The sequence below is a fragment of the Nonomuraea fuscirosea genome (assembly GCF_035917475.1).
Lineage (GTDB): Bacteria > Actinomycetota > Actinomycetes > Streptosporangiales > Streptosporangiaceae > Nonomuraea > Nonomuraea fuscirosea.
Map to the genome: position 1 here is coordinate 11,506,748 of NZ_CP109074.1, position 21,407 is coordinate 11,528,154.

The 21,407-nt window shown below is 64.7% G+C and carries 15 protein-coding genes and 2 pseudogenes; 10 read left to right on the forward strand and 7 right to left on the reverse strand.

Annotated elements, in window-relative coordinates:
- Positions 1-434: 434 nt before the first annotated feature.
- The 3 genes from OIE67_RS53140 (at position 435) to OIE67_RS53150 (ending at position 8,225) form a co-directional block, all read left to right on the forward strand.
- Positions 435-578: a hypothetical protein gene (locus tag OIE67_RS53140; RefSeq protein ID WP_326634805.1), complete on the forward strand. Its 144-nt coding sequence runs from the start codon at positions 435-437 to the stop codon at positions 576-578.
- Between the two features lie 687 nt (positions 579-1,265).
- Positions 1,266-7,976, forward strand: a complete 6,711-nt coding sequence (locus OIE67_RS53145) for an RHS repeat-associated core domain-containing protein (RefSeq protein WP_326634806.1) — start codon at positions 1,266-1,268, stop codon at positions 7,974-7,976.
- Between the two features lie 9 nt (positions 7,977-7,985).
- Positions 7,986-8,225 (forward strand): hypothetical protein, encoded by a 240-nt coding sequence (locus tag OIE67_RS53150; RefSeq protein WP_237104864.1) that lies wholly within the window; start codon positions 7,986-7,988, stop codon positions 8,223-8,225.
- A gap of 355 nt (positions 8,226-8,580) precedes the next feature.
- Here OIE67_RS53150 and OIE67_RS53155 read toward each other — a convergent pair.
- The 3 genes and pseudogenes from OIE67_RS53155 to OIE67_RS53165 all read right to left on the reverse strand — a co-directional run.
- A pseudogene (locus tag OIE67_RS53155) lies at positions 8,581-8,667 on the reverse strand (IS5/IS1182 family transposase); the annotation flags it as partial.
- Positions 8,668-9,540: 873 nt separating this feature from the next.
- A complete protein-coding gene (locus OIE67_RS53160; protein ID WP_326634807.1) occupies positions 9,541-9,750 on the reverse strand; it encodes a DUF397 domain-containing protein in 210 nt (69 codons plus the stop codon).
- 115 nt (positions 9,751-9,865) lie between these two features.
- The gene (locus tag OIE67_RS53165; RefSeq protein ID WP_326634808.1) at positions 9,866-10,732 is read right to left on the reverse strand and encodes a helix-turn-helix domain-containing protein; all 867 of its coding nucleotides are present in this window, start codon (positions 10,730-10,732) and stop codon (positions 9,866-9,868) included.
- Between the two features lie 428 nt (positions 10,733-11,160).
- On the opposite strand from OIE67_RS53165, the gene OIE67_RS53170 reads away from it, so the two are divergent.
- The gene (locus OIE67_RS53170) at positions 11,161-11,505 is read left to right on the forward strand and encodes a hypothetical protein (protein ID WP_326634809.1); all 345 of its coding nucleotides are present in this window, start codon (positions 11,161-11,163) and stop codon (positions 11,503-11,505) included.
- Here the strand turns inward: OIE67_RS53170 and OIE67_RS53175 are convergent, their stop codons facing one another.
- Positions 11,506-11,823, reverse strand: coding sequence for a hypothetical protein (locus OIE67_RS53175; RefSeq protein WP_326634810.1), 318 nt, complete (start codon positions 11,821-11,823; stop codon positions 11,506-11,508).
- 91 nt (positions 11,824-11,914) lie between these two features.
- Here OIE67_RS53175 and OIE67_RS53180 point away from each other — a divergent pair, with 91 nt between their 5' ends.
- The 6 genes and pseudogenes from OIE67_RS53180 to OIE67_RS53200 all read left to right on the forward strand — a co-directional run bounded on the left by OIE67_RS53180 (position 11,915) and on the right by OIE67_RS53200 (position 15,973).
- Positions 11,915-12,835 carry a hypothetical protein gene (locus OIE67_RS53180; RefSeq protein ID WP_326634811.1) on the forward strand — a complete coding sequence of 307 codons (921 nt, stop codon included), beginning with the start codon at positions 11,915-11,917 and terminating at the stop codon, positions 12,833-12,835.
- Between the two features lie 150 nt (positions 12,836-12,985).
- On the forward strand, positions 12,986-13,192 hold the full coding sequence (locus tag OIE67_RS53185) for a transposase (protein WP_326634812.1): 207 nt from the start codon (positions 12,986-12,988) through the stop codon (positions 13,190-13,192).
- A gap of 93 nt (positions 13,193-13,285) precedes the next feature.
- Positions 13,286-13,612, forward strand: a pseudogene (locus tag OIE67_RS55705) (transposase); the annotation flags it as partial.
- Positions 13,572-14,240, forward strand: coding sequence for a polymorphic toxin-type HINT domain-containing protein (locus OIE67_RS53190; RefSeq protein WP_326645772.1), 669 nt, complete (start codon positions 13,572-13,574; stop codon positions 14,238-14,240). The pseudogene OIE67_RS55705 and the gene OIE67_RS53190, both read left to right, overlap by 41 nt.
- The gene (locus tag OIE67_RS53195) at positions 14,234-14,632 is read left to right on the forward strand and encodes a hypothetical protein (protein WP_326634813.1); all 399 of its coding nucleotides are present in this window, start codon (positions 14,234-14,236) and stop codon (positions 14,630-14,632) included. The genes OIE67_RS53190 and OIE67_RS53195 overlap by 7 nt, the downstream gene beginning before the upstream one ends.
- Positions 14,633-15,526: 894 nt before the next feature.
- The gene (locus tag OIE67_RS53200) at positions 15,527-15,973 is read left to right on the forward strand and encodes a hypothetical protein (RefSeq protein WP_326634814.1); all 447 of its coding nucleotides are present in this window, start codon (positions 15,527-15,529) and stop codon (positions 15,971-15,973) included.
- A 38-nt stretch (positions 15,974-16,011) separates the two neighbouring features.
- Here OIE67_RS53200 and OIE67_RS53205 read toward each other — a convergent pair whose 3' ends face one another.
- The 3 genes from OIE67_RS53205 to OIE67_RS53215 all read right to left on the reverse strand — a co-directional run bounded on the left by OIE67_RS53205 (position 16,012) and on the right by OIE67_RS53215 (position 20,627).
- Complete coding sequence (locus OIE67_RS53205; RefSeq protein WP_326634815.1) at positions 16,012-16,533, reverse strand: hypothetical protein; 522 nt, start codon at positions 16,531-16,533, stop codon at positions 16,012-16,014.
- Positions 16,534-16,597: 64 nt separating this feature from the next.
- Complete coding sequence (locus OIE67_RS53210) at positions 16,598-18,214, reverse strand: amidase domain-containing protein (protein WP_326634816.1); 1,617 nt, start codon at positions 18,212-18,214, stop codon at positions 16,598-16,600.
- On the reverse strand, positions 18,180-20,627 hold the full coding sequence (locus tag OIE67_RS53215; RefSeq protein WP_326634817.1) for a DNRLRE domain-containing protein: 2,448 nt from the start codon (positions 20,625-20,627) through the stop codon (positions 18,180-18,182). The genes OIE67_RS53210 and OIE67_RS53215 overlap by 35 nt, the downstream gene beginning before the upstream one ends.
- Positions 20,628-21,407 lie beyond the last annotated feature (780 nt).

Genomic DNA, 21,407 nt, shown 5'->3' on the forward strand with positions numbered 1-21,407 from the left:
GACGTGGTGTCGAAGCGCACGGTCACGTCCTTCGCCCGGTACGCGACGACCCCGGGACCGGCTTCGGTCCCCTTCCCGCGCAGGGGTTTCGCCGTCGCCGGAGTGCGTTCCCACTCATAGACCAGCCTTCCGGACGGACCGTGACGCCGTTGTGCGTGAAGTCGTGGGCCATGTGGCGGCGCAGCGTCCGGTAGTCGCGGCGGTAGGCGGCGTCGTGCAGGACGAGCAGGTTCTGGGCCTGCCGTGCGGTGAGGCCGCCGGGTGCCGACGGTTCCATGAGGTTGCAGGGCGCGGTGCCGGGATACAGCCCCCGGTTAGGTGAACCGGGTGCCGAGATGCCGGTTCAGCGCCGCGAAGACGAGGGGTAGCGCCTGGTCGAAGGTGCGCTGGTCGGCCGCCGCCCTGATGTACCACTTGCCTGAGACGGCGGCGACGTGGGAGTCGCCGAGTTCCGTGCTCGCGCCGGCGACCCTGCTCTCCGCGCCGACCTCGGCGATCGTATCGAGCGGACCTGGCCCTGGGCCGGGGCGTTCGTCCTGGCCTGGCAGCGCCGCACCGACCTGCCCGCTCTCACCTGAGAGCCGAACCCGACCGCGACGATCTAGGAAGGAGCCTCATCCGGGCTCGTGGAACCCGGCGCCCGCACACGCCCAGCCGATCGGCCACACGGGCGATCGCCCCGGCCTTGCCTCCGGTTTCCTGACGCAGGTCGAACACCATCTTGATGGCGCGATCACGCAGCTCTTGCGGGTACTTCCTCGGTGCGGGCACGACTCCCAGCCTTCCAGTCCTGGGAGCTTCCAACCAACCCGGGGCGGTTCACGATCGAGCGCACTTGATCAGTCGCACTGCCCAGATCCAGCTGTCCATCCGAGCGCTCGGCTCACCTGTCGCTCGGATTCTGTACTGAGTGACGCGACATCGTGTGAGAGGTGCAACGGGGGGACGGGTTCGCCTGCGGCGGCGACGAAGGCATTTCCGGGATGACAGCTCGTGCAATGTCTGACTCGGCTCGTCAATGTGACTCATGTCACAGGTCATTGTCCATCTGGTAAGGGCGGTTTTTACAGGCCGGTTGACGTGGAGTGCGCCTCGCTATGAATCGCATAAGCGACATTCCGTAACATTTGCAGCCAACTTGCACGTGTTGACCATGCGGTGATTGTCGATCACGATCCAGGCTGATCGTCTTTATCAAATCCTTACGGCGCGGTGTGGCCCCTGTTCCCGGGGCCTGCGTCAGCGTGCCTTGAAGAGGTGGCGACATGCAGGTCTGGCGGCGGTTACGGACGATGGTGCTGGTCATCGCGGTGGCGATGACGGTGGTGATCTCCGGGTTGGGGGTGCCGGACAATCTTGTGGTCCCCGCGGCTGCGTCGGTGTCCGGGCCGGATCCCGAGACCTCGGTGGAGGGCCGGCCGGTGGCGAAGGCGAAGGTGGCCGAGGGGGCTGAGGAGTCCCAGCCGAAGGTCGAACGCAAGGATCCGGTGTGGCCGAAGCCTGGGACGGCACAGGTGGATCCCGGCGAAGAGGCGGTTGCGGCGGAACAACTGCCGATACGGCTCTCCGAGGTCAAGGGCGTCGCCGACGTCGGCGCGGTGAAGGTGGAAACGCTGCCGGCCGACACAGTCAGGAAGCTGGGCGGTGTGGGCATCGCGGCCCGGCTGACTGGCGACAAGGCGGGCAAAGTACGGGCGGAGTTCTCGTACGCGAGTTTCCGCGACGCCTACGGCGGCAACTTCGCCACCCGTCTGCAGGTGTTACGGGTGCCGGCGTGTGCGCTGACGACGCCGCACCCGCGCGATTGCGTGGTACGCCCGCAGCCGGTCAAGGCGCACAACGACATGAAGACCGGCACGCTGACCGCCGACGTCGATGTCGACCCCGCCACCGGCAAGGCGGCCCCGCTGACGCTGCCCAAGAGCCAGACGGGCAAGGACGCCACGTCCAACGCGGCGCAGGCGTTCACCTCTGGGTCGGTGTACGTGCTGGCGGCCGGGATGACCGGCCCGGACGGGAACTTCGGCGCCACCGATCTGAAGCCGTCGGGAACCTGGCAGGCCGGCACGTCCGGTGGCGGCTTCTCCTATGACTATCCGCTGCCGGAGGCGCCGTCGCCGGTGGGCACCGGGCCGAACCTGTCCTTGCAGTACGACGCCTCGTCGGTGGACGGCGAGGGTCACTGGACCAACAACCAGTCCGGTGTGGTCGGTGTCGGCTGGAATGTGTCGGCCGGGTTCATCGAGCGCAAGTACCGCCGTTGCACGGCCTGGACCGAGTACGACCCGGACACCGCCGCGCTGATCTGGCATGCCGACGAGAACGGCCCCTACGGTTCGGCCGTCTGCTGGGAGTCACCAGACGAACTGGCCACCGACGTCACCAAGGACTACACCCAGTCGGAGCTGGTGCTGAACCTGGCCGGCCGGTCGGCCTCGATCGTCAAGGACCGCACCAGCGGGTTGTGGAAGACGGTGCCGGACTTCGGCTGGAAGATCGAGCAGCAGGCCGGCGGTGCGGACGGCCTGGAGTACTGGAAGGTCACCTCCAGCGACGGGCAGGTGCACCGCTTCGGCTACAACAAGGACGCGCAGTGGCAGTTGCAGTACGTCGGCAACCAGCGCGCCGAGCCGTGCGCCGACCGGTACTTCAACGACATGATCCCGCCGACCTGCACCGGCGTGTGGCGGTGGAACCTGGACCAGTCGATCGACGCCAACGAGAACGTCATCGACTACACCTATGAGCGCGAGACCAACTACTTCTGCATGCCCGACTGTGTCTCCGAGGTCTACGTGCCGCTGCCGTACGATCGGGGCGGTTTCCTCAAGCAGATCAGCTACGGCCACAACACCCAGGTGTCCGGCAGCACGCCGACGTCGCGGATGACGTTCACCACCTCCGACCGCGGGGGCCTGGACGTTCCGACTGACCTGACCTGCGGCTCGTCTTGCACGACCAACGACGCGGTCGCGTTCTACTCCACCCGCAAGCTGGACTCGGTTCTCACCGAGTCCAAGAACCCTGCCTCGGGGGTGTGGGAGCCGGACACCCGCACCGACTTCCGCTACCGGTGGATCTACACCCGCACCGACTTCGGCCCCGCCTATGACCCGGTGCTGTGGCTGGACAGCGTGCAGCAGACCGGCCTGGCCGGCACAACCACGCAGAAGCTGCCGCCGGTCAGCTTCGACGCCGCCATGGTCGCGGGCCGGATGGACTACGACAACTGGTCGGACTGGACCGACTTCCTGTCCTGGCGGATGGTGCCCCGCGTGGCCGGCATCGGCAACGGCATGGGCGGCCGGATCGAGGTCACCTACGGCCAGGCCGACCCGTGCGGCGGCGGCAAGGGCCGTGACGGCACCAACTACTTACCCGACGCCACCGGCGACTGCTACCGCGTCGACTACGACTACAACGAGGAGACCGGCTACGAGAGCTGGGGCCGCTTCTTCAAACAACTGGCCATGAAGGTGACCGAACGCGACCTGGTCGGCGGCTCGCCCGACATGGTCACCAGCTACGACTACCTCGGCGCCCCGCGCTGGACCAACCCTGTCGCCTTCGCCCAGCCCGACCTCGCCCCCACGGGCAGCGACTGGCGCGGCTACAGCACCGTCCGCACCACCCGCGGCTCTGGCAGCGACCCGAACGGTTACACCGTCACCTCCGACACCTTCTACCGCGGCATCGACGGCGCCACCATCACCACCTTCGAAGGCACCACGGCCACCGACTCCCGCGCCCTGCAAGGCCAGCTCCTCCAAGAGCAGACCTGGAAACTGACCGCCACCGACCCGCGCGCCTACACCGAAGCCGAATCCACCCGCTACGAATACCAGGTCGCCGCCACCGGCACCGGACCCGGCGTCCTGGACCCCGCCTTCGTGCACCGCACCCGCGAACGCACCCGCGAACAGATCACCGGCGGCACCTGGCGCTGGAGCGACCAGCGCACCGCCTACAACAGCGACGGCCAGCCCACCACCGTCAACGACTACGGCGACACCGCCCTCACCACCGATAACACCTGCACCAGCACCACCTACGCCCGCAACCCGGCCAACGGCATCACCGGCCTGCCCTCCACGGTGGAGAAACGCTCCGGCGACAGCTGCACCTCAGGGACGCTGATCGGCAGGACCATCACCCTGTACGACGGCGGCACCGACCCCGCCACCAACACCCCCAGCGACGGCAACATCACCGAGACCCGCTCCTACGCGAACGCCACCACCATCTCCACCACCAAGAACACCTACGACGACTACGGCCGCCCGCTGACCGCCACTGACGCCCTGAACAAGGTCACCACGACGGCCTACAGCCCGGTGGTGGGCTGGCCGCACCAGGGTGTGACGGTTACCAATCCCAAGAATCACGTCGTCACAACGTTCTCCTCCCACCGCAACGGTCTTCCCACCAAGGTGGTGGACGCCAACGGCAAGACCATGGAGATCGACTATGACGCCCTCGGCCGGACGTCCACCCTGTGGGAGCCGGACCAGCCCAGGAGCGCGGGAACCCCGACCGCGACGGTGGCCTACGACATCCCGTTCAACGGCAACCTGGGCCAGCCCACCGCCCCGGCCAGGACCACCATGCGCAAGCTCCTGCGCGGCACCACGTACATCTCGACATACAGCTACGACGACGGTTTCGGCCGACCTCGCGAGACGCAGATGAGCTCACCCGCCGGTGGCCGTGTGGTCTTGCTGACCACGTACGATGCCCGCGGCCTGGCGGCGGCGACCTCCCAGCCCGTGCACAACGCCGCCGATCCGGGCAGCGGTCTGCTCAACCCGGCGCTGACCACGCTGCCTTCGTGGACCAAGAAGGTCTACGACAGCATGGAACGGCCTACCGCGGCCATCGAGTATCACCTTGCCGCCGAGTTCCGCCGGACTGTAACCGCCTACCCGGGCCTGGACCGGGTCGAGGTCACGCCACCGGTCGGCGGCAAGACGGCCACCGTCTCCGACGTCTTCGACCGCACGATCAAGACCGAGGAGTGGAAGGACGCCGCCACCCACCACGACACCACCTACACCTACAACGCCGCCGGTAACCTCTCCACGATCACCGATGCCAACGGCAACTCCCGTACGGCGAGCTACGACTGGCTTGGCCGCCGCACAGCCGCGAGCGACCGTGACTCGGGCAGTGCTTCCTACGGCTACGACGCCGTAGGAAGGCTCGCGTGGAGCATCGACGGTAACGGCACCAAGGTCTCGAACGTCTATGACGACCTCGGAAGGCGTACCAGCCAATGGCAGGGAGATCCGCAGAACGGGACGAAGCTCACCGAGTGGACCTACGACGAGGTCGCCAAGGGGTACCCGTCATCCTCGACGCGATACGTCGGTGGCAACGCGTACACGGAGAGGGTCCTGGCCCTGGACAGCTCCTACCGGGCCACTGCCACCAAGGTCACCATCCCTGCCTCTGAAGGAGCCCTCGCGGGCGACTATGAGTTCACCGCCAAATATGACGTGGCGGGGCACCTGGTAGAGCAAGGGGCACCTGGCAAGGGCGATCTCCCGGCTGAGAAGCTCGCCCTCGGTTACACCGATCTGGGTCTGCCCAGCAGCCTGACGTCCGACTACGCGAGCGGGACCACCTACGTCAAGGAGAGCGTTTACTCGGCGACCGCTCGGCTCAACGAGCGCGAATACGGCGCCAACTCCCAGGTCAGGCGCACGTTCACCTGGGATGAAAGTACCGGCTGGCTCAACCGCCTTACCACCACCTCCGGCTCGCAGGTCGCCCAGGACGACAACTTCACCTACAGCAAGGGTGGCCAGATAAGCACGATCAAGGACGCGACTTCCGGGCAGGCGGAGTGCTTCGGCTATGACGGCCTGAACCGGCTGACCTCCGCCTACACCACGACCGGTGCCTCCTGCGCCGCGTCCGCCGACAACCAGGGGCCTGACCCCTACAGCCAGTCCTTCGCCTACGACGCCGTCGGGAACATGACCTCCGCCAGCGACAACGGCGTGACCTCCACCTATGGCTACCCGCCCGCCGGAGCATCGTCCGTACGGCCCAACGCCGTCACTTCGATCACCGATCCCGGCGGGACCGACACGTACGGCTACGACGACGCCGGCCAGCTCGTCACCCGCACCGTGGACAACAAGCAGGCCACCTTCACCTGGGACTCCCTCGGCCAGATGGAAAAGGCCACAGTCGATGGCGCTGAGACGTCCATGGTCTACGACGCTGAAGGTGAGCGGCTGATTCGGCGTGACCCTGACGGCTCGTCCACCCTGTACCTAGGGACGATGGAGATCCGCGCCGTTGGCGGAGTCGCCCAGGCCACCCGCTACTACTCGGGTCCCGACGGCACGGTGGTCGCGATGCGGACCGCCGCAGGTGTGAAGTGGATGGCCTCCGGGTTGCACGGTTCGACCCAACTCGCCATCGACGACGCCACCGGTCAGGTCGCCCGGGAGAGGTATCGCCCGTACGGGCAGCGCCGCGGCCAGGACGATCTGCTGTTCACCGACCGCGGCTTCCTCGGCAAGACCGAGGACGAATCAACCGGCCTCGACTACCTGTCGGCCCGATACTACGACCCGAGAATCGGCAAGTTCGTCTCCACCGATCCCTTGCTCGACCTGTCCAAACCGCAATGGAGCAACCCTTACTCCTACGCCGGGAACAACCCGATCGGCGCCTCCGACCCCTCGGGGCTGAAGGTCATCGACGATGTCGGGCCGGTCGACGCGTGCGCCAAGCCCAAGAGCGCGGCCTGCAAAGTGCAGCGCAAACGTCAGGCCGAAGCCGAGGCCAGAGCGGCCCAGGGCGAGGTGGACCGTCAGCTCAAGGCACTGATCGACTCTGTGATGGCCCTGGCGAAGATCGCGGCCGACGAGCTCGGCATCACCGCTGGCATCAAGTGCTTCGCCAGCGGGGACCTGGGCGCCTGTGGCGAGACCGCGCTCAACATCCTGGGTTCGCTCGCGGGCGGTCTCGCAGGCAAGCTCGCTGCGAAGTACGCCCTGCCATGGAAGTGGAAGAAGGCGTACGAGCTCGGCAAGAGAGTCTGGAAACACGCCGGCGACGCCATCAGCGCCTTCAAGAACTGGCTCGCGGCGAAGGACCGGCTCAAGCTCGCCGCGAGAAAGGTGCAGAGCGCGACCGAGGCGCTGGGGGTGGGCAGGTCCTGCCCGATAGGCCGGAAGAACAGCTTCACGCCCGGAACCCTGGTGGTGATGGCCGACGGATCCCGGAAACCGATCGAAGAGGTAGCCACTGGCGACATGGTCCTCGCCACCGATCCCAAGTCCAGTCAGACGCGGGCGGAGCGGGTCATCGCGGTGATCGCCGGCAAGGGCGCCAAGAACCTCGTCCAGGTCACGGTCGACACGGACGGCGAGCGCGGTGACGGCGTGGGTGTGGTCGTCGCCACCAGCGAGCACCCCTTCTGGTCACCGGACCAGCGCGCATGGGTCGAGGCGGGGGATCTGTCGGCCGGCTCGTGGCTGCGTACCAGCGCCGGTACGTACGTGCAGGTTAGCGCCATCGCCAAGAGTTCCAGCAGCGATCAGCGTGTCTACAACCTGGATGTCGCCGGCTCCTCCACCTACCACGTGGCCGTCGGAGGCGCCGACGCACTCGTCCACAACGACGATCTTTGCGGTATCGACAACCTCGCCCATGGCAAGATGCTTTACCACACCATCGACACGCCTCAAGGCAAGATCGAGATATTGGCTACGGTAAGTATCGAAAATGGGCAGGTGACCTTGTCGGACATCGCGATCTTCGGCACGACGGGTGACATGGCACGTGGATCGCTCGGAACGGGAGGCGCGGGTCTCTTGCTCCGTGAAGTACGCAAGGTCCTTCTTCCGGCGCTGGGCGCTCAGGGATTCAAGTCCCTGCGCGTTCGCGGAGTACGTGTCACGGGCCCGGTCGGGCACCGGCCGGATCTCGAATTCAAGGTGCCGGGCGCAGGCAGCTAGGCGAAGAGAATGCTCTCCAAGGAACAGCATGCCGAATTCCTCGCGAACGCGAAGAAGGAATTGGAGGCGGGCGTCGATGTCAACGTGCTGATCGGGTCCATGAGAAGGAACGGGTTCACGCCGGTCGATTGCATCCGCGGGGTCATTGACCTGCTGGGCTGCTCGCTGGCGGAAGCGACGGAGAAGGTCGCCTCCAGCCCGGCGTGGTCCGACTTGCACAGACGGGCCGGGGACGGGACCGTGTCCTGATCCTGGCCACGTCGCATCCCATCGCATCGCATCGCCGAGCGGGTTGACGACGAGGGTGACGATTTCCGAGAATCGTCACCCTCGTCTCTCGTTGCCCGCAGGCCGCTATGGTCGGTTTCCCGAAACGAAGCACGTGCAGAGCGATCTGTACCTCGACGGGAGCGTCACGTTGGGTGGGTGCCTCAAAAGTGCCACGGAGGCACCCACCAGCAGTGGTCCTGAGCGTCACGCTGGCCGCGGTGGAAGCGCAGCTGCCCACCTGCGTCCCGGTCTTTGGCGATACCCAGCAGCTCGTCCGCGGCCTCCAACAGGTCCTCGGGGCACACCAGGGTCTCCAAGAAAGTCGGAGCGGTTCAGTCTTCACCCCTGCCGCAGTCAACGCGTCGATCAGGCCGGTGGCGCGTGCCGCGGTCAGGTCATGCGTGGCACCGGGCAGCGCAGGCTCTCAGAGAAGTGGCAGCACCTGATCGACGCCTTCGACGCCGCCATCTGGCACCGCTGAGTCAAGGTGCCAGAGCGGGCCGTTTCACGAGCGAAGAGATGGGTGCCGGAAACTTGAAAACGCTGCGTGGTCGTGGGCAGGTAGATCGAACACTGGTGGCGCTACACGCCGTCCCCGCCCCTGGGATCGATTGCCGTCTTCGGCGCCGACGTCCGGAGGGGTGCTCGGCCTGCTGCAAGCACCTACGGCACAAACCTCAAGGTCCTCGCTGAACGCTGAGACAGCAGATGACGGCACTACTGGGGTGGGCCCGGCGGATGGAATGTGGGCCCGATCATCACCCGGCTCTGAGAAACGCGCCGCGGCGGGGAGTGCGCGGACGTATCTTGGCATGATCAACAGCTGTGCTGGTCGCATGTTCGGGCGGTTGTACGGTAGGCAGCCGTAGCTGCTCAAATTAGCTGTCCCCGATGCATCACCTGTTGATCTCTCGGTCGTGCTGCTGGTCATGAGATTGCTGTAGGTGCTAAAGGCGGAGTCGTACGGGGTGACCTTCGTGATGCCGGGGAACGGCAATAGGGATTGGCTTCTGACGGCCTCAAAGCATGCAATCTTGCCCTTGAGTGATCCTCTTCCGTGAAAGGCGCAATTCTCGCGAACCTGCACGCTGGATCGTAGACTGGCTGCCGCGTGCTCTTGCTTCGCGATCTGTCTAACTGGCCATTTTGATAGGCAGACACTAAAGATCGGCGGGTAAGACGTCCGGCTACCTTGCGGCCGTGGCGACCGAACATAATCCTCCGAGCGAGTAGCGAGCACCGCTTCTCGCATTCCGGAGGGTGACGTTCCATATTCTGTGAGTATCAGCATGCCTTAGGCCCAGTCGAACTCACCCCTGCGCACACCAGCCACAAAAGCCGTCCAGTCCGAGCGGCTGAACTCAAGAACCGCTCCGTCAGGCGAGTTGGAGTCGCGGACGTAAGCTGAATCTAGGCCGAACGCTACCTCCACGCACTCACCTGTCGTACTCGCAGAGCTCTTTCGCCAGATCAGCTCAGGCGGATCGCCGGGCCCCTGAGTCATCAAGCCGTCCTCCCCATGTCGGTAAGAGAATAGCCTGGCGGATCAAGATCGTACAGACCGCACGCGGATGACGCTTCGCGAATGGAGGGGTACGTTGCCGACTAGCCGGCAGCCTTCACTCCATACTCGCAGCTGTCTCGAGGATGAGCGCCAGCGACTCGGTCGGATCCAATGCTTCATCGAGAATGGCTTCGAAGTCTGCACGAACATGCCTGATGCGAGGGTCCTCGCCGACTAGTGTCTCGTGAAGATCCCCGTTTTCGCGATGGAGAAGCTCTCCCAGGCCATTATCGAACTCGAGTAGAGTAAAAGCGCCACGCACCATGCCGACATGGGAGCCTGACTCGAATGGCACGATTCTGATACTGATGTGCTCGTTACCCTCAGCCACTTCTACCATGTGCCGGAGCTGAGTCGGCATTATAGTGCGATCACGCCGCACTCCTACTCGTCGGCGAATAACTGCTTCATCGAGTACAAACAACTCACATGGCGGTACTGGACGGTGCCTCAAGGTCTCCTGGCGTAGCTTGCGAAGTTGTACGAGTTGCTTCAGTATGGCCATATCTGTGGCAGCGTCTACCAGGGTCTCGGCGTAGGCCTCCGTCTGCAGCAGTCCAGGTATGGCCAAGGGCTGAAACTGCCTGATAGCGGAAGCGCCCGCCTCGAACCCGATATACGTCAGATAGGCATCCGAAACGTCATTCTTGAAACTGCTCCACCACGCTTTTGAGCGCGCCTCCCTGTTCAAGTGGCGAAGCTCTTCCATGACGGCAGGATCTGAAACTCCGTAGAGATGCCCCAGCGCGTCAAGGTCGACGCGAGATACTCCTGTCCGCCCTCCTTCTATGCGGATCAGCTTCGAGGTATGCCACTCCAAATCCCTGGCGACCTCTTCCTGCGTTAATCTCGCGAGCCTTCGGAGCTCTATGAGCCTCCTGCGGAGAAGCGCCCCCTGGACAACAGGACCATGCTGATTCACAGCACTACACCTCACTTTCCGTAACCCGGTCGCACCTCAAGCGCCATCCTTGCGGTGCTATGCGGGGCGCCTCACGCTACCTCATTCGGGCAGGGCCGCCGCCGTCAGCCAGCGGGCCCTGTGGTGTGGGTGACCTGCGGAAGCAGGCAGATGCGGTACGCGAGGCCACTCGATCGCAGGATCGGACAGCGCTTCTTTACCTTCTGCTAGGATATGCGATGCAAGATAGCAGATTGCTACCTTGCATGTGGAGATGAGCTGACGGAGCGTGATGCACGGCTGAGTGCCTGATGTGGGTGTTTGGGAGACGGTTGAGTGCGTCTCACGGGCGAGCACCAGAGGCTAGAGGAGGTCGCCGCAACTGAAGATGCGCTGCGTTACACCCTCTGGGTAGCTACGACGAAGGTTGTGCCGGTTCGGGAGGGAATGTGTCCAGAGTCCTGTGGAGCAAAATGGCGGAGGCTGATCTCATAGAAATCGGAGAAGCTCCCGTCATCAGCAGGATCCTGAAGGCAGCGGAAGGCGCCCTCGTTTTCCCTCCACGTAGAGATTCTCCTGACGAAGGGTACGTCAGGGGCCGCGAGGGAAGCCTTGCCTGGCGCCGCGCCATTCCTCTCACCGGAGCAGCAGATGATTGTGACGAGGCGGCGGCTAACCGCTATTTTGTCTATCGGGCACCCAGTGACCGTGAGTATCGCGAAGCGGATAGGCATGTCATCGCCTTGGTGGAGCGCGTGCTGCCCCTTTCCGAATTGGCTTCAGTCAGGGATTAGTCACGGCCAGTCTATGCCCAGTCGGCGTGCCAGATCTTCGGTCAGTCGCGCTTTGGTCTCCACTTTGCCTTCAGGGGAATGGCCGCCACGCGGAGTCTCAATACCCTCTCGCTCCAAAAGGCGCGCGATAAGTTCACCTTCAAGGCCTCGATTGAGCAGCGGAGATATAAGGGCAACAAAACGTCCATGACGGGTAATGATCGCAGGCTTGCCTGAGTCATTGATCTCTTGGATCACTTCAGCAGTCCTCTGGTTGAGATCTCGCATCTTGTAAATACGGACATCTCCTGGACCTGCTGGTGGCTTCTCAACGCTCATGGGCCATCCTTGCAAATCTGCGTACTACCTTTGTACTACATCTACCCCTTGGTATGCGACCCGACCCATCAATGCGGACAAGGAACTGGTCATGAGCAGCCTCGAGTCGGAACCCCTAGCAGCGACAGCGAATGACGTGTCACACGCCTCTGACCTGCGGTCGGCTACGAAGTGGTTGGCGGGGGCAAGTGGCACGGTCGTAGCCGTCATACTCGGCAGCAGCATCCAATTACGCAACCTCACAGTCGTCACTGATGCCGGAGTCTGGGCTGTTGGGCTGACCGTGCTGGGGGTTTTGGTCGCCCTGGGTAGTGTTGGCTGGACTCTTTACAATGCAGCCGCCGTACTGGCAACTCCCCGCCGAAGCATCGATGAGCTTGCTGGGCTGGACCGCGCTGACAGCGGCAACTTCCCTTACCGCCGTCTTGAACCGCCAACGTCGCCGCTCATCACCTACATCGCGGTTGAACGCCGCATCGACTTACTGGGGGCGTCAAGGGACGCCATCTGGCAACTGATCTCGGATCGGGCCTCGGCGCAGAAGGTTCTAGCCAAGCCGGGCACCCCTGACGATAAGGTGCGAATCGGGACGTACGAGTACAACATTAACGACTCTTCTGATCGGGACGCGTTAAGAAACCTCGTGCTCGACCTCGAAGTTCGCATCCAGCGCGTCATGGATGCTGCCGCTTCCTTCGAGACGCGACGGAGATATGAGCGTCTCGTTAGAGCTATGAGATGGTCTGGCGTCCCCTTCGTTTTCAGTGTATTGCTCCTCTTGGGGCTGCCGTCGCTGCAGCCCGCTCGTATAGCCGTAAAGAATCCAACAAGTGTTCGAGTGGTCACTCCGCCCGCGAAGAACGATCCGTGCGCGGGGAGGCTATTGGATGGGGTTGCCGTTGGTGGGACATTGGATGCTCCGGTGGTAGTGCTGCCATCACAAGCCGGATGTCCAGCCAAGAAGCTCACCGACACTGAGGGACTTGTTGTCGTGCCGCAGGTCTCCAAATAGCAATGCATGAGTACGGGTGGTGTGAGTTGTCAGCGATGCTCATACGGGTAGAGGGTGTCTGAAAAGGGTCGGGCGAGTCATGCTGACAGGTGTCGGGGGGCGTGAGCCTGGAGGCGTGCGATGGTTCCTCGGCGTCCATACCCGACCGATTTGTCCGATGCTGAGTGGGAGCTGCTCGATCCGCTGATTCCCGATCCCAAGCCGGGCGGCCGGCCTGCCGTGCATGAGCGTCGGGAGATCGTGAATGCGCTGGCGTACTGGGTGCGGGCAGGGTGCGCCTGGCGGCTGTTGCCGCACGATCTGCCGCCGTGGCAGACGGTCTACCACTACTGGCGCATCTGGCGGATCGAGGGTTGATGGGAACAGATCCTGGCGCGATTACGCGAGCGGGACCGTGCCGGCGGCGGTCGTGACCCCACGCCCAGCGCGGGCATCATCGACAGTCAGAGTGTGCGGGCCACCGACCGCGGCGGCTTGCACGGCTATGACGGAGGTAAGAAGGTTCCGGGAGTGAAGCGGCACCTGCTGGTCGACACGCTCGGCACTGTGGTCACCGCCTGCGTCAGCCCGGCCAGCGTCAACGATCGCGACGGCGCCGTCGTGCTGCTGTCCCGTGCTCGCGGACTCTTGTGGCGGCTGAAGCATGTCTGGGTTGATCAGGGCTATCGCGGACACGATTTCATCGGTTGGCTCCTGGAGGAGTCCGGCGTCACCCTGCAGATCGTCGTGCGCCGTGATGGCGGATTCCGCTGGCCGCCGCGAAGCGCAACCCGTGATCGCCGTCATCGCCGGATCAGGCGTCAAGAACCTCGTTCGCATCACGGTCGACACAGACGGCGCCGCCGGTGCGGCGACCGGCGTGCTCGTCGCCACCGACGAGCACCCCTTCTGGGTCGCGGATCGGCGGGCGTGGACGGCCGCAACCCGACTGGAGCCGGGCATGTGGCTGCGCACGAGCGCGGGTACCTATGTCCAGGTCGCCACCGTCGCGAGGTGGACCAGCGGGTCTCAGCAGGTGCACAACCTGACGGTGGCCGGCAGCCACACGTACCACGTGCAGGCCGGTGTGGCCGATGTCCTGGTCCACAATGACGATCCGCCGAAACCGGCGGCGAGCCGCGTACCCAACCTCACCGGCATGACCCAGACCCGCGCTGACGCGGTGCTGGAACGGCACGGATTCAAGCTTCAGGCGATCTCCCAGAGCGGCGCCTATGCCACCTATAAGGCAGCAGACGGCAGTAAAGTGACGGTCAGACTCTCCGATGGACGGGTCACCCGGACCAGTGTGATCGTCACGGGGCCCCAACGAGAAGAACGGCACGCAGCGTTGGGACCAGAACGGGAACAAGACCCTGTCGCACGACACCGGCGAGAACCTGCAATGTTGAGCGACCCGTGGTAGACAGCACGGTCGCGATGACGTGTGAGCGAGCCGGCGCAGTGCTTCCGCACTGCGTCGGCGGTTTCCTCGACATAGTGGCCTTCGCAGCGCTCGGCGAGCGCGACCAACTCGACATCAAGATCGTGCAGACCGGAAAATGGCCGATGGTGAGCTTGCTGCTGGAGGATGTACGGCACGTTACCGTCGACAAGGGCCCCGACATCGAATCGTCGTTCATCGACGAGATCACCCTCATACCGTTGCTGCGCTCGGCCACGACGTGGCCCGTGGAAGCCGATGGCCTGGTCACCCGCTTCGACGGCCTGCCGGATCTGTACTGGCTGAGGTTGGTGGGCCCGACGACGATCACGGTGATCAGCGCCATCATGACGATCTCCACGTCTCTGGCCTGAGCCGTTGTGAGGGTCGTGGCTGCGTCCGGCCCGTGATCCAGCGCGCCGCCCATCAGTCGCCGCCAAGCGTCGCCCGCGCCCTCACCGTCGCCATGTACACCGGCACGCGTGGCAAGCTGGACGACCGAGCCTTGCGCTGGACCATGCATCCATGTCCTCGCCGGACGGCATCCGCGCCGCTTCCGGCTCTTCGCTCGTGTACTACGCCGGTTGGTGCCGGAGGAGGCGGTCAATGGCATCGCGCGATCGGGCACAGCCGACGCGTCCATGTCGGGGGTGGGGAACTGGCCGGCATGGCGGCGGTAGCGCGGCGATGAACGGCACCTCCGGTGGGGGTTTGCGCACGTATTTGGCACGATTCCTCGTGGCGGTCGTCCAATATTTGGTGCGGCCGTAGTGGTTGCCGGAGGCCGGGATGGTGGGAATCTAGGGCCTGAGCTGGGGAAACGCTATCAAGATCATCCCGTGAATATCCTTTGATCATGGTCGTCCGGCTGCATGCTGGCACCGCCTGCTGCCTATCAAGGGCGCACAACAAAAGACCTGCGGCTGTGAAACCGCAGGTCAGAGGCCTGAAATGCCGATCTAGGTGAGTGCCCCCGGCAGGATTCGAACCTGCGGCACCCGCTTTAGGAGAGCTCGAGTCGTTCGGAGTCCAGTTCATCCATTGATGGGTGATATGAACTGTCCCTCGACGTGTGTTCGTTGCTCGATAAGCAGTTCGCATCACTCGCCACCTGGCTGCTATTTGGGCTGGTCAGAAGGGCCTCCGGGACTGGAGCCTCGCAAGGCGTTCCCGCTCATCAAATGCGGGTGTCTCCACCAAGCTAGTGCTGCTGCAGTTGGCTCAGCAGGCGGTGGCCTTGGCGTTGTGGAATATCTGGGAGGTAGCGAATGGTCCAGACGCCAGCGGCTCAGGCCGCGTGGGCTTGCCTGTCCGGCTTGGAACAGCGTTGCCGGACACGACACCGTTCAGATCAGTCGTCAGCTTCGCCGGATGGCAGGGAGCGCTCTGGCGTCGGCGGCGGGTCATCAGCCGTACCCACACAGCTCCAGCGCTTCGAGCACATTGCTCGGCTGCGTCATGTCGGCGCTGCGCTCCAGGAACATCAGCTGACGCTGAGTGAGCGTCCGTACTACCAAGCGGCCCGCATCCTTGATGACAAGGACCGACCCGACCATCACCACCGCCTACTCGGAGCCGTCGAGCGCCTGCGTCGCCTGTGCCTGCTTGCCGTCGTTGTCTGCCTGGACACTGTGCAGTGCTCGGGGCTCGGCCGGCACGGCCAGTTGAAATCGACCGTCGACCGGCTCGACCACTACAACATCATCCAGTTGTAGCCGTAGCCCGGGGGGTGTCCTGGCCTTCGGGGTGGAATTCAAAGGGCGGCTCCGGAGTCGAAGATGCGCCACCTTTCGCCTGGGTCATTCCTGCCCAGCAGATAACCCCAGTCCACATTCCCTTCCGAGTCTCTGGGCAGGCCGCTGTGCTCGCGGGACGAAAGCCGGAACTTCCCCCATACAGCAGCGACCTCGCGAAACTCGCGACGTTCCACGCGTCCGGCATCGGCCCGCTGAAGAACCAGTCCCTCGATGCGCTGCCAATTGCAGTACGGCGCCCCGATCACGGATCGTTCGCGTTCGGTGAATGCTGGGGCGGCCAACTCCTGCATCGTGTCGACATCGCGAGCGACCAGCGCCTCCAGGTACGCATGTACGACCGCCTCCGGTGCGGCGCCCGGATCGGGCAAAGCGACCTGCCGGTCCGGCCCGGCGAACAGTCGGCACGCGTACACCTGGCAGGTGGCGCAGACCAAGGTCACGGAGACTCCGAGCGCGGACACCAGCACTACGGCGCCCAGGACGGCACCGATCCTGCGTCGGGTCGGATTTGCGCTCACGGGAGTGTCCTTTCCTCGCAGAAGGGAGGGGTGCGCGAGGGCACAGGCGCCCTCGCGCACCTGCTCACCAGTTGACGCGAATCGCGTAGACCTTCATCTTGGGGTACTTCTTCTTTCCTGCGGTCATTCCATCAACGAGTGATCGCCACTGGTACGTGGGCTGATGCTGGGCGTAATACACACCCTTCCATGATTTCGATGATTTCTTGCTGACTACGGACACGTGGCCGAAAACGTTGTTGCCGTGCCAGTCGATCAGGAGGAGGTCACCGACTTGGACGTTCGCCCACGAGCTGACCCAGCTCGCCCGCCCTCGCGTCTTGACGAAGTGCAGGTAGAAGTTGTGCGCGGCGGACCAGGAGTAGGAACTCAAGTACCGCCGAGGCCACGACTGGTACCACCAGCGGGGATCCTGACGTTTGGTGAGCGCGCCGAGAGCGCCCGGCGGCACAGCCATCTTCACCCCACCTCCGCGGTAGAGGGCCTTGGAGGCGAAGTTCGCACAGTCGTTGTCGAAGTCGTACGGCTCGCTGTGGGCGTTGTTGACTGCCCAGGTCGCGATGGCCGAACGATTCACCGCCGCCGTGACGGTTTCGCTCTGCCGGGCACCGGCCGTCTCGACCGGATAGCCGTTCTGGTCGACGGGCAAGGGCACCGCGTCGTCGGGCAGCGACGGCACCGAGGTGCCCGTGGGCAGGGCGTTCACCTCTCCAGCCCGGCCCTCGGGCCGGTCAGCGCCCGCCGCCTGCGAACGTAGCAGCCCAGTCCTGCCCGTGGCCGCGTCGAACACGAAGGCCCGTGCCAGCACGCTGGAGTCGTCGCTGGTCTCCTCGTTCGCGGTGCCGGCCTCGATGGTGGTGCGGACGGTTTCCTTGACGTTCGCATGGACGGTGACCTGATTGGTGCCGGCGTTGAAGGAGACGAGCACGTCGTCCTGTGTAAGAGCCACGCTGGTCCGGTTGAATCCCTGCTGGGAGGACTGGACGGCCAGGTCGATCAGGTCGGCGCCCTCCGCGTGGAGACTCGCGCGGATCAGTGTCGCCCGCGTCTTGCTGGCGAGAGCGTGCTCCACCGTCGTGCTGTCGCCTTGCGCCAGTTCGTTCCTGGCCTGCTGGTACTGGCGAACCGCCTCGATGTACTGCTGGCTGCCGCCAGGGACGGAGCTCGGCGTGAAGGTGGCTGACGTCGTCCAGGCGCCGGCCGCCGTGCTGTTCACCGCCCGGATCTGGGCTCGGTACACCGTCCCGTTGGTCAGGCCGGTGACGGTCGCGTGGGTTTCCTTTGTGTTCAGGGTACGGACGACACCGCCGCTACCGTTGATCACCTGGACGTCGTACTGGGAGATTCCGGCCGAGGAACCCTCGTCGGCGGGGGCCGACCACGATAGGTACGCGCCTCCGTCTCCGCCCCTCGCGGTGACCGGTCCGATGGTGCCCGGGGCGACGGCAGGCAGGTAGTCGATGACCAGTTGCACCGGAGCGGCCATGCCCGGCGCACCGAACGTCGCGATCGGGCTTCCCGGGTCGGCCTGCAGTGCTATCCCCTGGCCGGCCCCGGGCTGCTGGTCCCACACCTTGGCCATTTCCGTGACATCGATCGCGGGCTGCCCGACGGTGGCCTGGACCGGCGGCTGCCCATTGACGATCTCAGCCAGGCCCGCGCCCGTCGTCGTGCCGGTCACATCCTCGGCCGTGGTGGTCGCGGATATCTTGCTGCCGTTGACGCAGGGAGTGGGATCGCAGGTGGGCGTACCCAGGTTCAAGGTCGCGGAGGTGATCTGAGCTCCGTCGGGAAGCGCGCCGACGTCGGCGGACAGCCAGGCGATGCGCCGTTCGCCGGCGTCCCCGCCTACGACGATGGTGGAACTCTGCTGCAGCGGGCAGGCCTGTCCTGCGCAGGCGTCCGCGGCGATCTTCGCTGTACTGATCGTGAGAGCGTCCTTGCCGATGGTGATCCGATGGGTTCCCGTGGGTGGTGACGGCTGGGCGGGGCACCGTGAAGCTTCGTCCTGCGCTCTGCGGGCTGCAGGTCTCACTCACGCATGCCTGAATCTTCCAGGTGTACGTCCGTCCCGCCTGCACTACGCCGTCAGGCAGGCGCAGGGCGATCTGGTAGGCATCGGCCACCGTGCCTTCCCCGATCGGACTCGGTCCCACGGGCGTACCGGTGCTGTCAAAGAGGAAGAACCTGCCGGTGACCTGCTTGCCGGAGGGCCTGGCGATCAGTGCCATGAGCACAGGATTGGCCGGATCGCTGAGATCGGTCCCGGCCGTCAACGGGCTGTCGGGCGCGTCGGAGGTGATCCGGTACGCCGGGGTGGCGTTACACACAGGCGGCGAGACGCCGGAAAGGCAGGCCTTGACGGCAAGTTTGACGCTGTTCGCGTTGCCGAGAGCGATGTCGCGGGTGACCTGCTGGCCGGACCCGCCGACATGGGGGGCGGGCGGGGAGATGGGGTTGACGTACTCGCCGACCGTCATGGAGTACTCGAGATCTTCGCCGCCGGCGGAGCTGGAGGTATACGTCAACCCGACCGTGCTGTCGTGTATCACGGCGTCGTTCCCGCGCAGGACGTCCACCTTGCCGAGCGAGACGGTGGGCGGCGCCGGAGCCAGCCAGTAGGTCACCGACAACTTGGGCGCTCCAGTACCTCCCCACTCTGCGGACTCGAAGACCCGGCTGTAGTCGGGACGCGAAGCCACCTCGTCCACGCCCCGGAGCATGAGGCCATGGTTGACCGCGCCGTCGGCCCACGCTTGCGCGATGTCCCGGATCGCCCAGCTCATGTTCTGGCCTTCGACGCATCCGGCGGCGTCCCTGGCCACGGCCTCTCCGGTGCTCGTGGTGGCAGGTTGTGCGTTCCAGTTCAGGCTGTACTGGTCCCAGCCCGAGGTGACCCGCTGAGCCTTGATCCCGGACTGTGCGTTACCGCATCCCGACAGGAAGTTCTGATGGAGTTGCAGGGTGGCGCTGGAGATCACCCGCCCGGTGATCGCGGAGGTGCCGAAGGTGAGGAAGGTCCTGTCGACCACATAGCCGCCTCCGAAGGGGTCCGCGTAGCCGCCGGCCCATAGCTGGATGTCCCCGAACTGGGAGTCTCCGTAGACGTCGCTGTTCTCGACCCAGGTGTCAGCCTGCAGTCCCAGCGTGACACTGGGGTCGACGGTTACCGGGAACCGCGTCTGGGGGGCGGCCAGGAACGAGGTGCTGGGCTTGAGGACGAGTTCCGCCTTGCCGTCACGACCTTCGACGTCGACCTGTACGGGGGCCTGGCGGGCGGCCGCCGGCCGATGGAGGGAATCGCCGCTCCACATGCGTGGCTTGCCGCCGACGCCCAGGCGCTTGCCGTTGGCGTCCTGCAGTACCAGGGCGCCGCTTGCGTCGGTCCGCAGATCCAGCCCTTCTGCCTGTATGGCCAGCTTGAAGGTTGGTGGCGACTGCGGTCGCTGGCGAAGCCGTATGTTGAAGCGGAATCCCGATGCGAACGACTCAACCACCAGGTCGGCCCCGGGCCCTGCGGCTTCAGTGTATTCGGCGGAATTTCCCTTGATGACCGGCCGTGGCAGCGCGGTGGGCCAGGTCAGGGCCAGCTTCCCCTTGCCGGGGACGTCCAGGGAGACCAGCGGACTGTCTTCGCCTCCCGCTGAGAACCGGACTGACACCCGGGGCGCGGGAACCTTCGCCTCCAGTACACCGTCGCGCTCCACGAGTGAGGGATCGACCCACTTCCAGGTGCCGTCAGCTTGTTCGGCGCGTGCGGGCCCCGCGTACGTGTCGACGGTCACCTGACCATTCGGGTGTGCCCACGTTTTGCTGGTCTCCGAAGCCCGCGCCAGGACTTCGACGGCGCTGCCACGCCGTCTGGCTTCCGTGACCGCCTCGCGGAGCGGGGCGTCAGGGTCATTCGGCTTGGGGAAAGTGACGGCCCTGGGGGATAACTGGGTTTGCTGCAGGGTGGGCGGGCTGATGTCGGCCCGTGCCGGTCCAGGATTGCTCGTCGCGAGGATCGAAGCCGCCGATGTGATTGCCAGAATGGCGGCGAGGGGGCGAATGGAACGGCCGGCGTGACGCGCCCGGCTGGATAAGTAGTTCACTCACACCTCACATGGTCAATGAAATCGGCCAGGAGGATCATGGGCCAGTTTTCAAACCGAGTCAAGGTAGGAAAATGTCTTGAGTGAGTTCCTTGTCCATTGCGCTGCGTATCGCAGCAGCTCACGCGTGCAGGCTCTCCCTGCCCGATGCGATCGTGGCACGTGCTATTGGAGCGCTCTTAATGCATTCCGGCGAAGATCATGCAACTCTGGGTCGATGTGGTGTATCGCTATGTGCCTAGCGAGGCGCGCATCACGCTTCGCGATGTGGAAATTACGATTCTCGATATGAGAGGGCGAATTTGTAGAGCGTCTCAGTTGTACCAGGTGCTGCATTCGTAGATTCGTTGGGATGGTGTGGCCGCGACTTCGGTAGTTGCCGAGCGGGGCTCGAGTTTGGTGGAGGTGTCGGAACTGGGACCATACGAGGTCGTGGTCGGCAGCGTTGGCGGCGGGGATGAACAGCCTCGCCAGGCGGGTGACTTTTGCTGATGGGCGGGCGGATTGGGATGATTTGGGAGTCGGGGCCGCGGTGTGGTGCGTCGTGCTAGCCGGGATGATCGCCGTCGGGCAGGCGGGAGCGGGTGATGGTGAGGAAGGCCGGCGCGAGTGTGACCGTGGTCACATGCCGATGCCAAGGCTGGCTGTGTTCGCTCCATGCCCATGCCGTGCGACCGGAAGCGGGCGCCGGCGGAACGTGGCGGCCTAAAATGCGGCCTGACCTGGGGAAACGTCATCAAGATCATCCCGCGCATGTCCCCTGATCATGGTCTTACGGCT

Coding starts and splice junctions, on each gene's coding strand:
- OIE67_RS53190 (WP_326645772.1), top strand. CDS start 13,572: ATGGCGGATTCCGCTGGCCGCCGCGAAGCGCAACCCGTGATCGCCGTC.
- OIE67_RS53180 (WP_326634811.1), top strand. CDS start 11,915: ATGAGCAGCCTCGAGTCGGAACCCCTAGCAGCGACAGCGAATGACGTG.
- OIE67_RS53150 (WP_237104864.1), top strand. CDS start 7,986: ATGCTCTCCAAGGAACAGCATGCCGAATTCCTCGCGAACGCGAAGAAG.
- OIE67_RS53175 (WP_326634810.1), bottom strand. CDS start 11,823: ATGAGCGTTGAGAAGCCACCAGCAGGTCCAGGAGATGTCCGTATTTAC.
- OIE67_RS53200 (WP_326634814.1), top strand. CDS start 15,527: ATGGTCCAGACGCCAGCGGCTCAGGCCGCGTGGGCTTGCCTGTCCGGC.
- OIE67_RS53145 (WP_326634806.1), top strand. CDS start 1,266: ATGCAGGTCTGGCGGCGGTTACGGACGATGGTGCTGGTCATCGCGGTG.
- OIE67_RS53160 (WP_326634807.1), bottom strand. CDS start 9,750: ATGACTCAGGGGCCCGGCGATCCGCCTGAGCTGATCTGGCGAAAGAGC.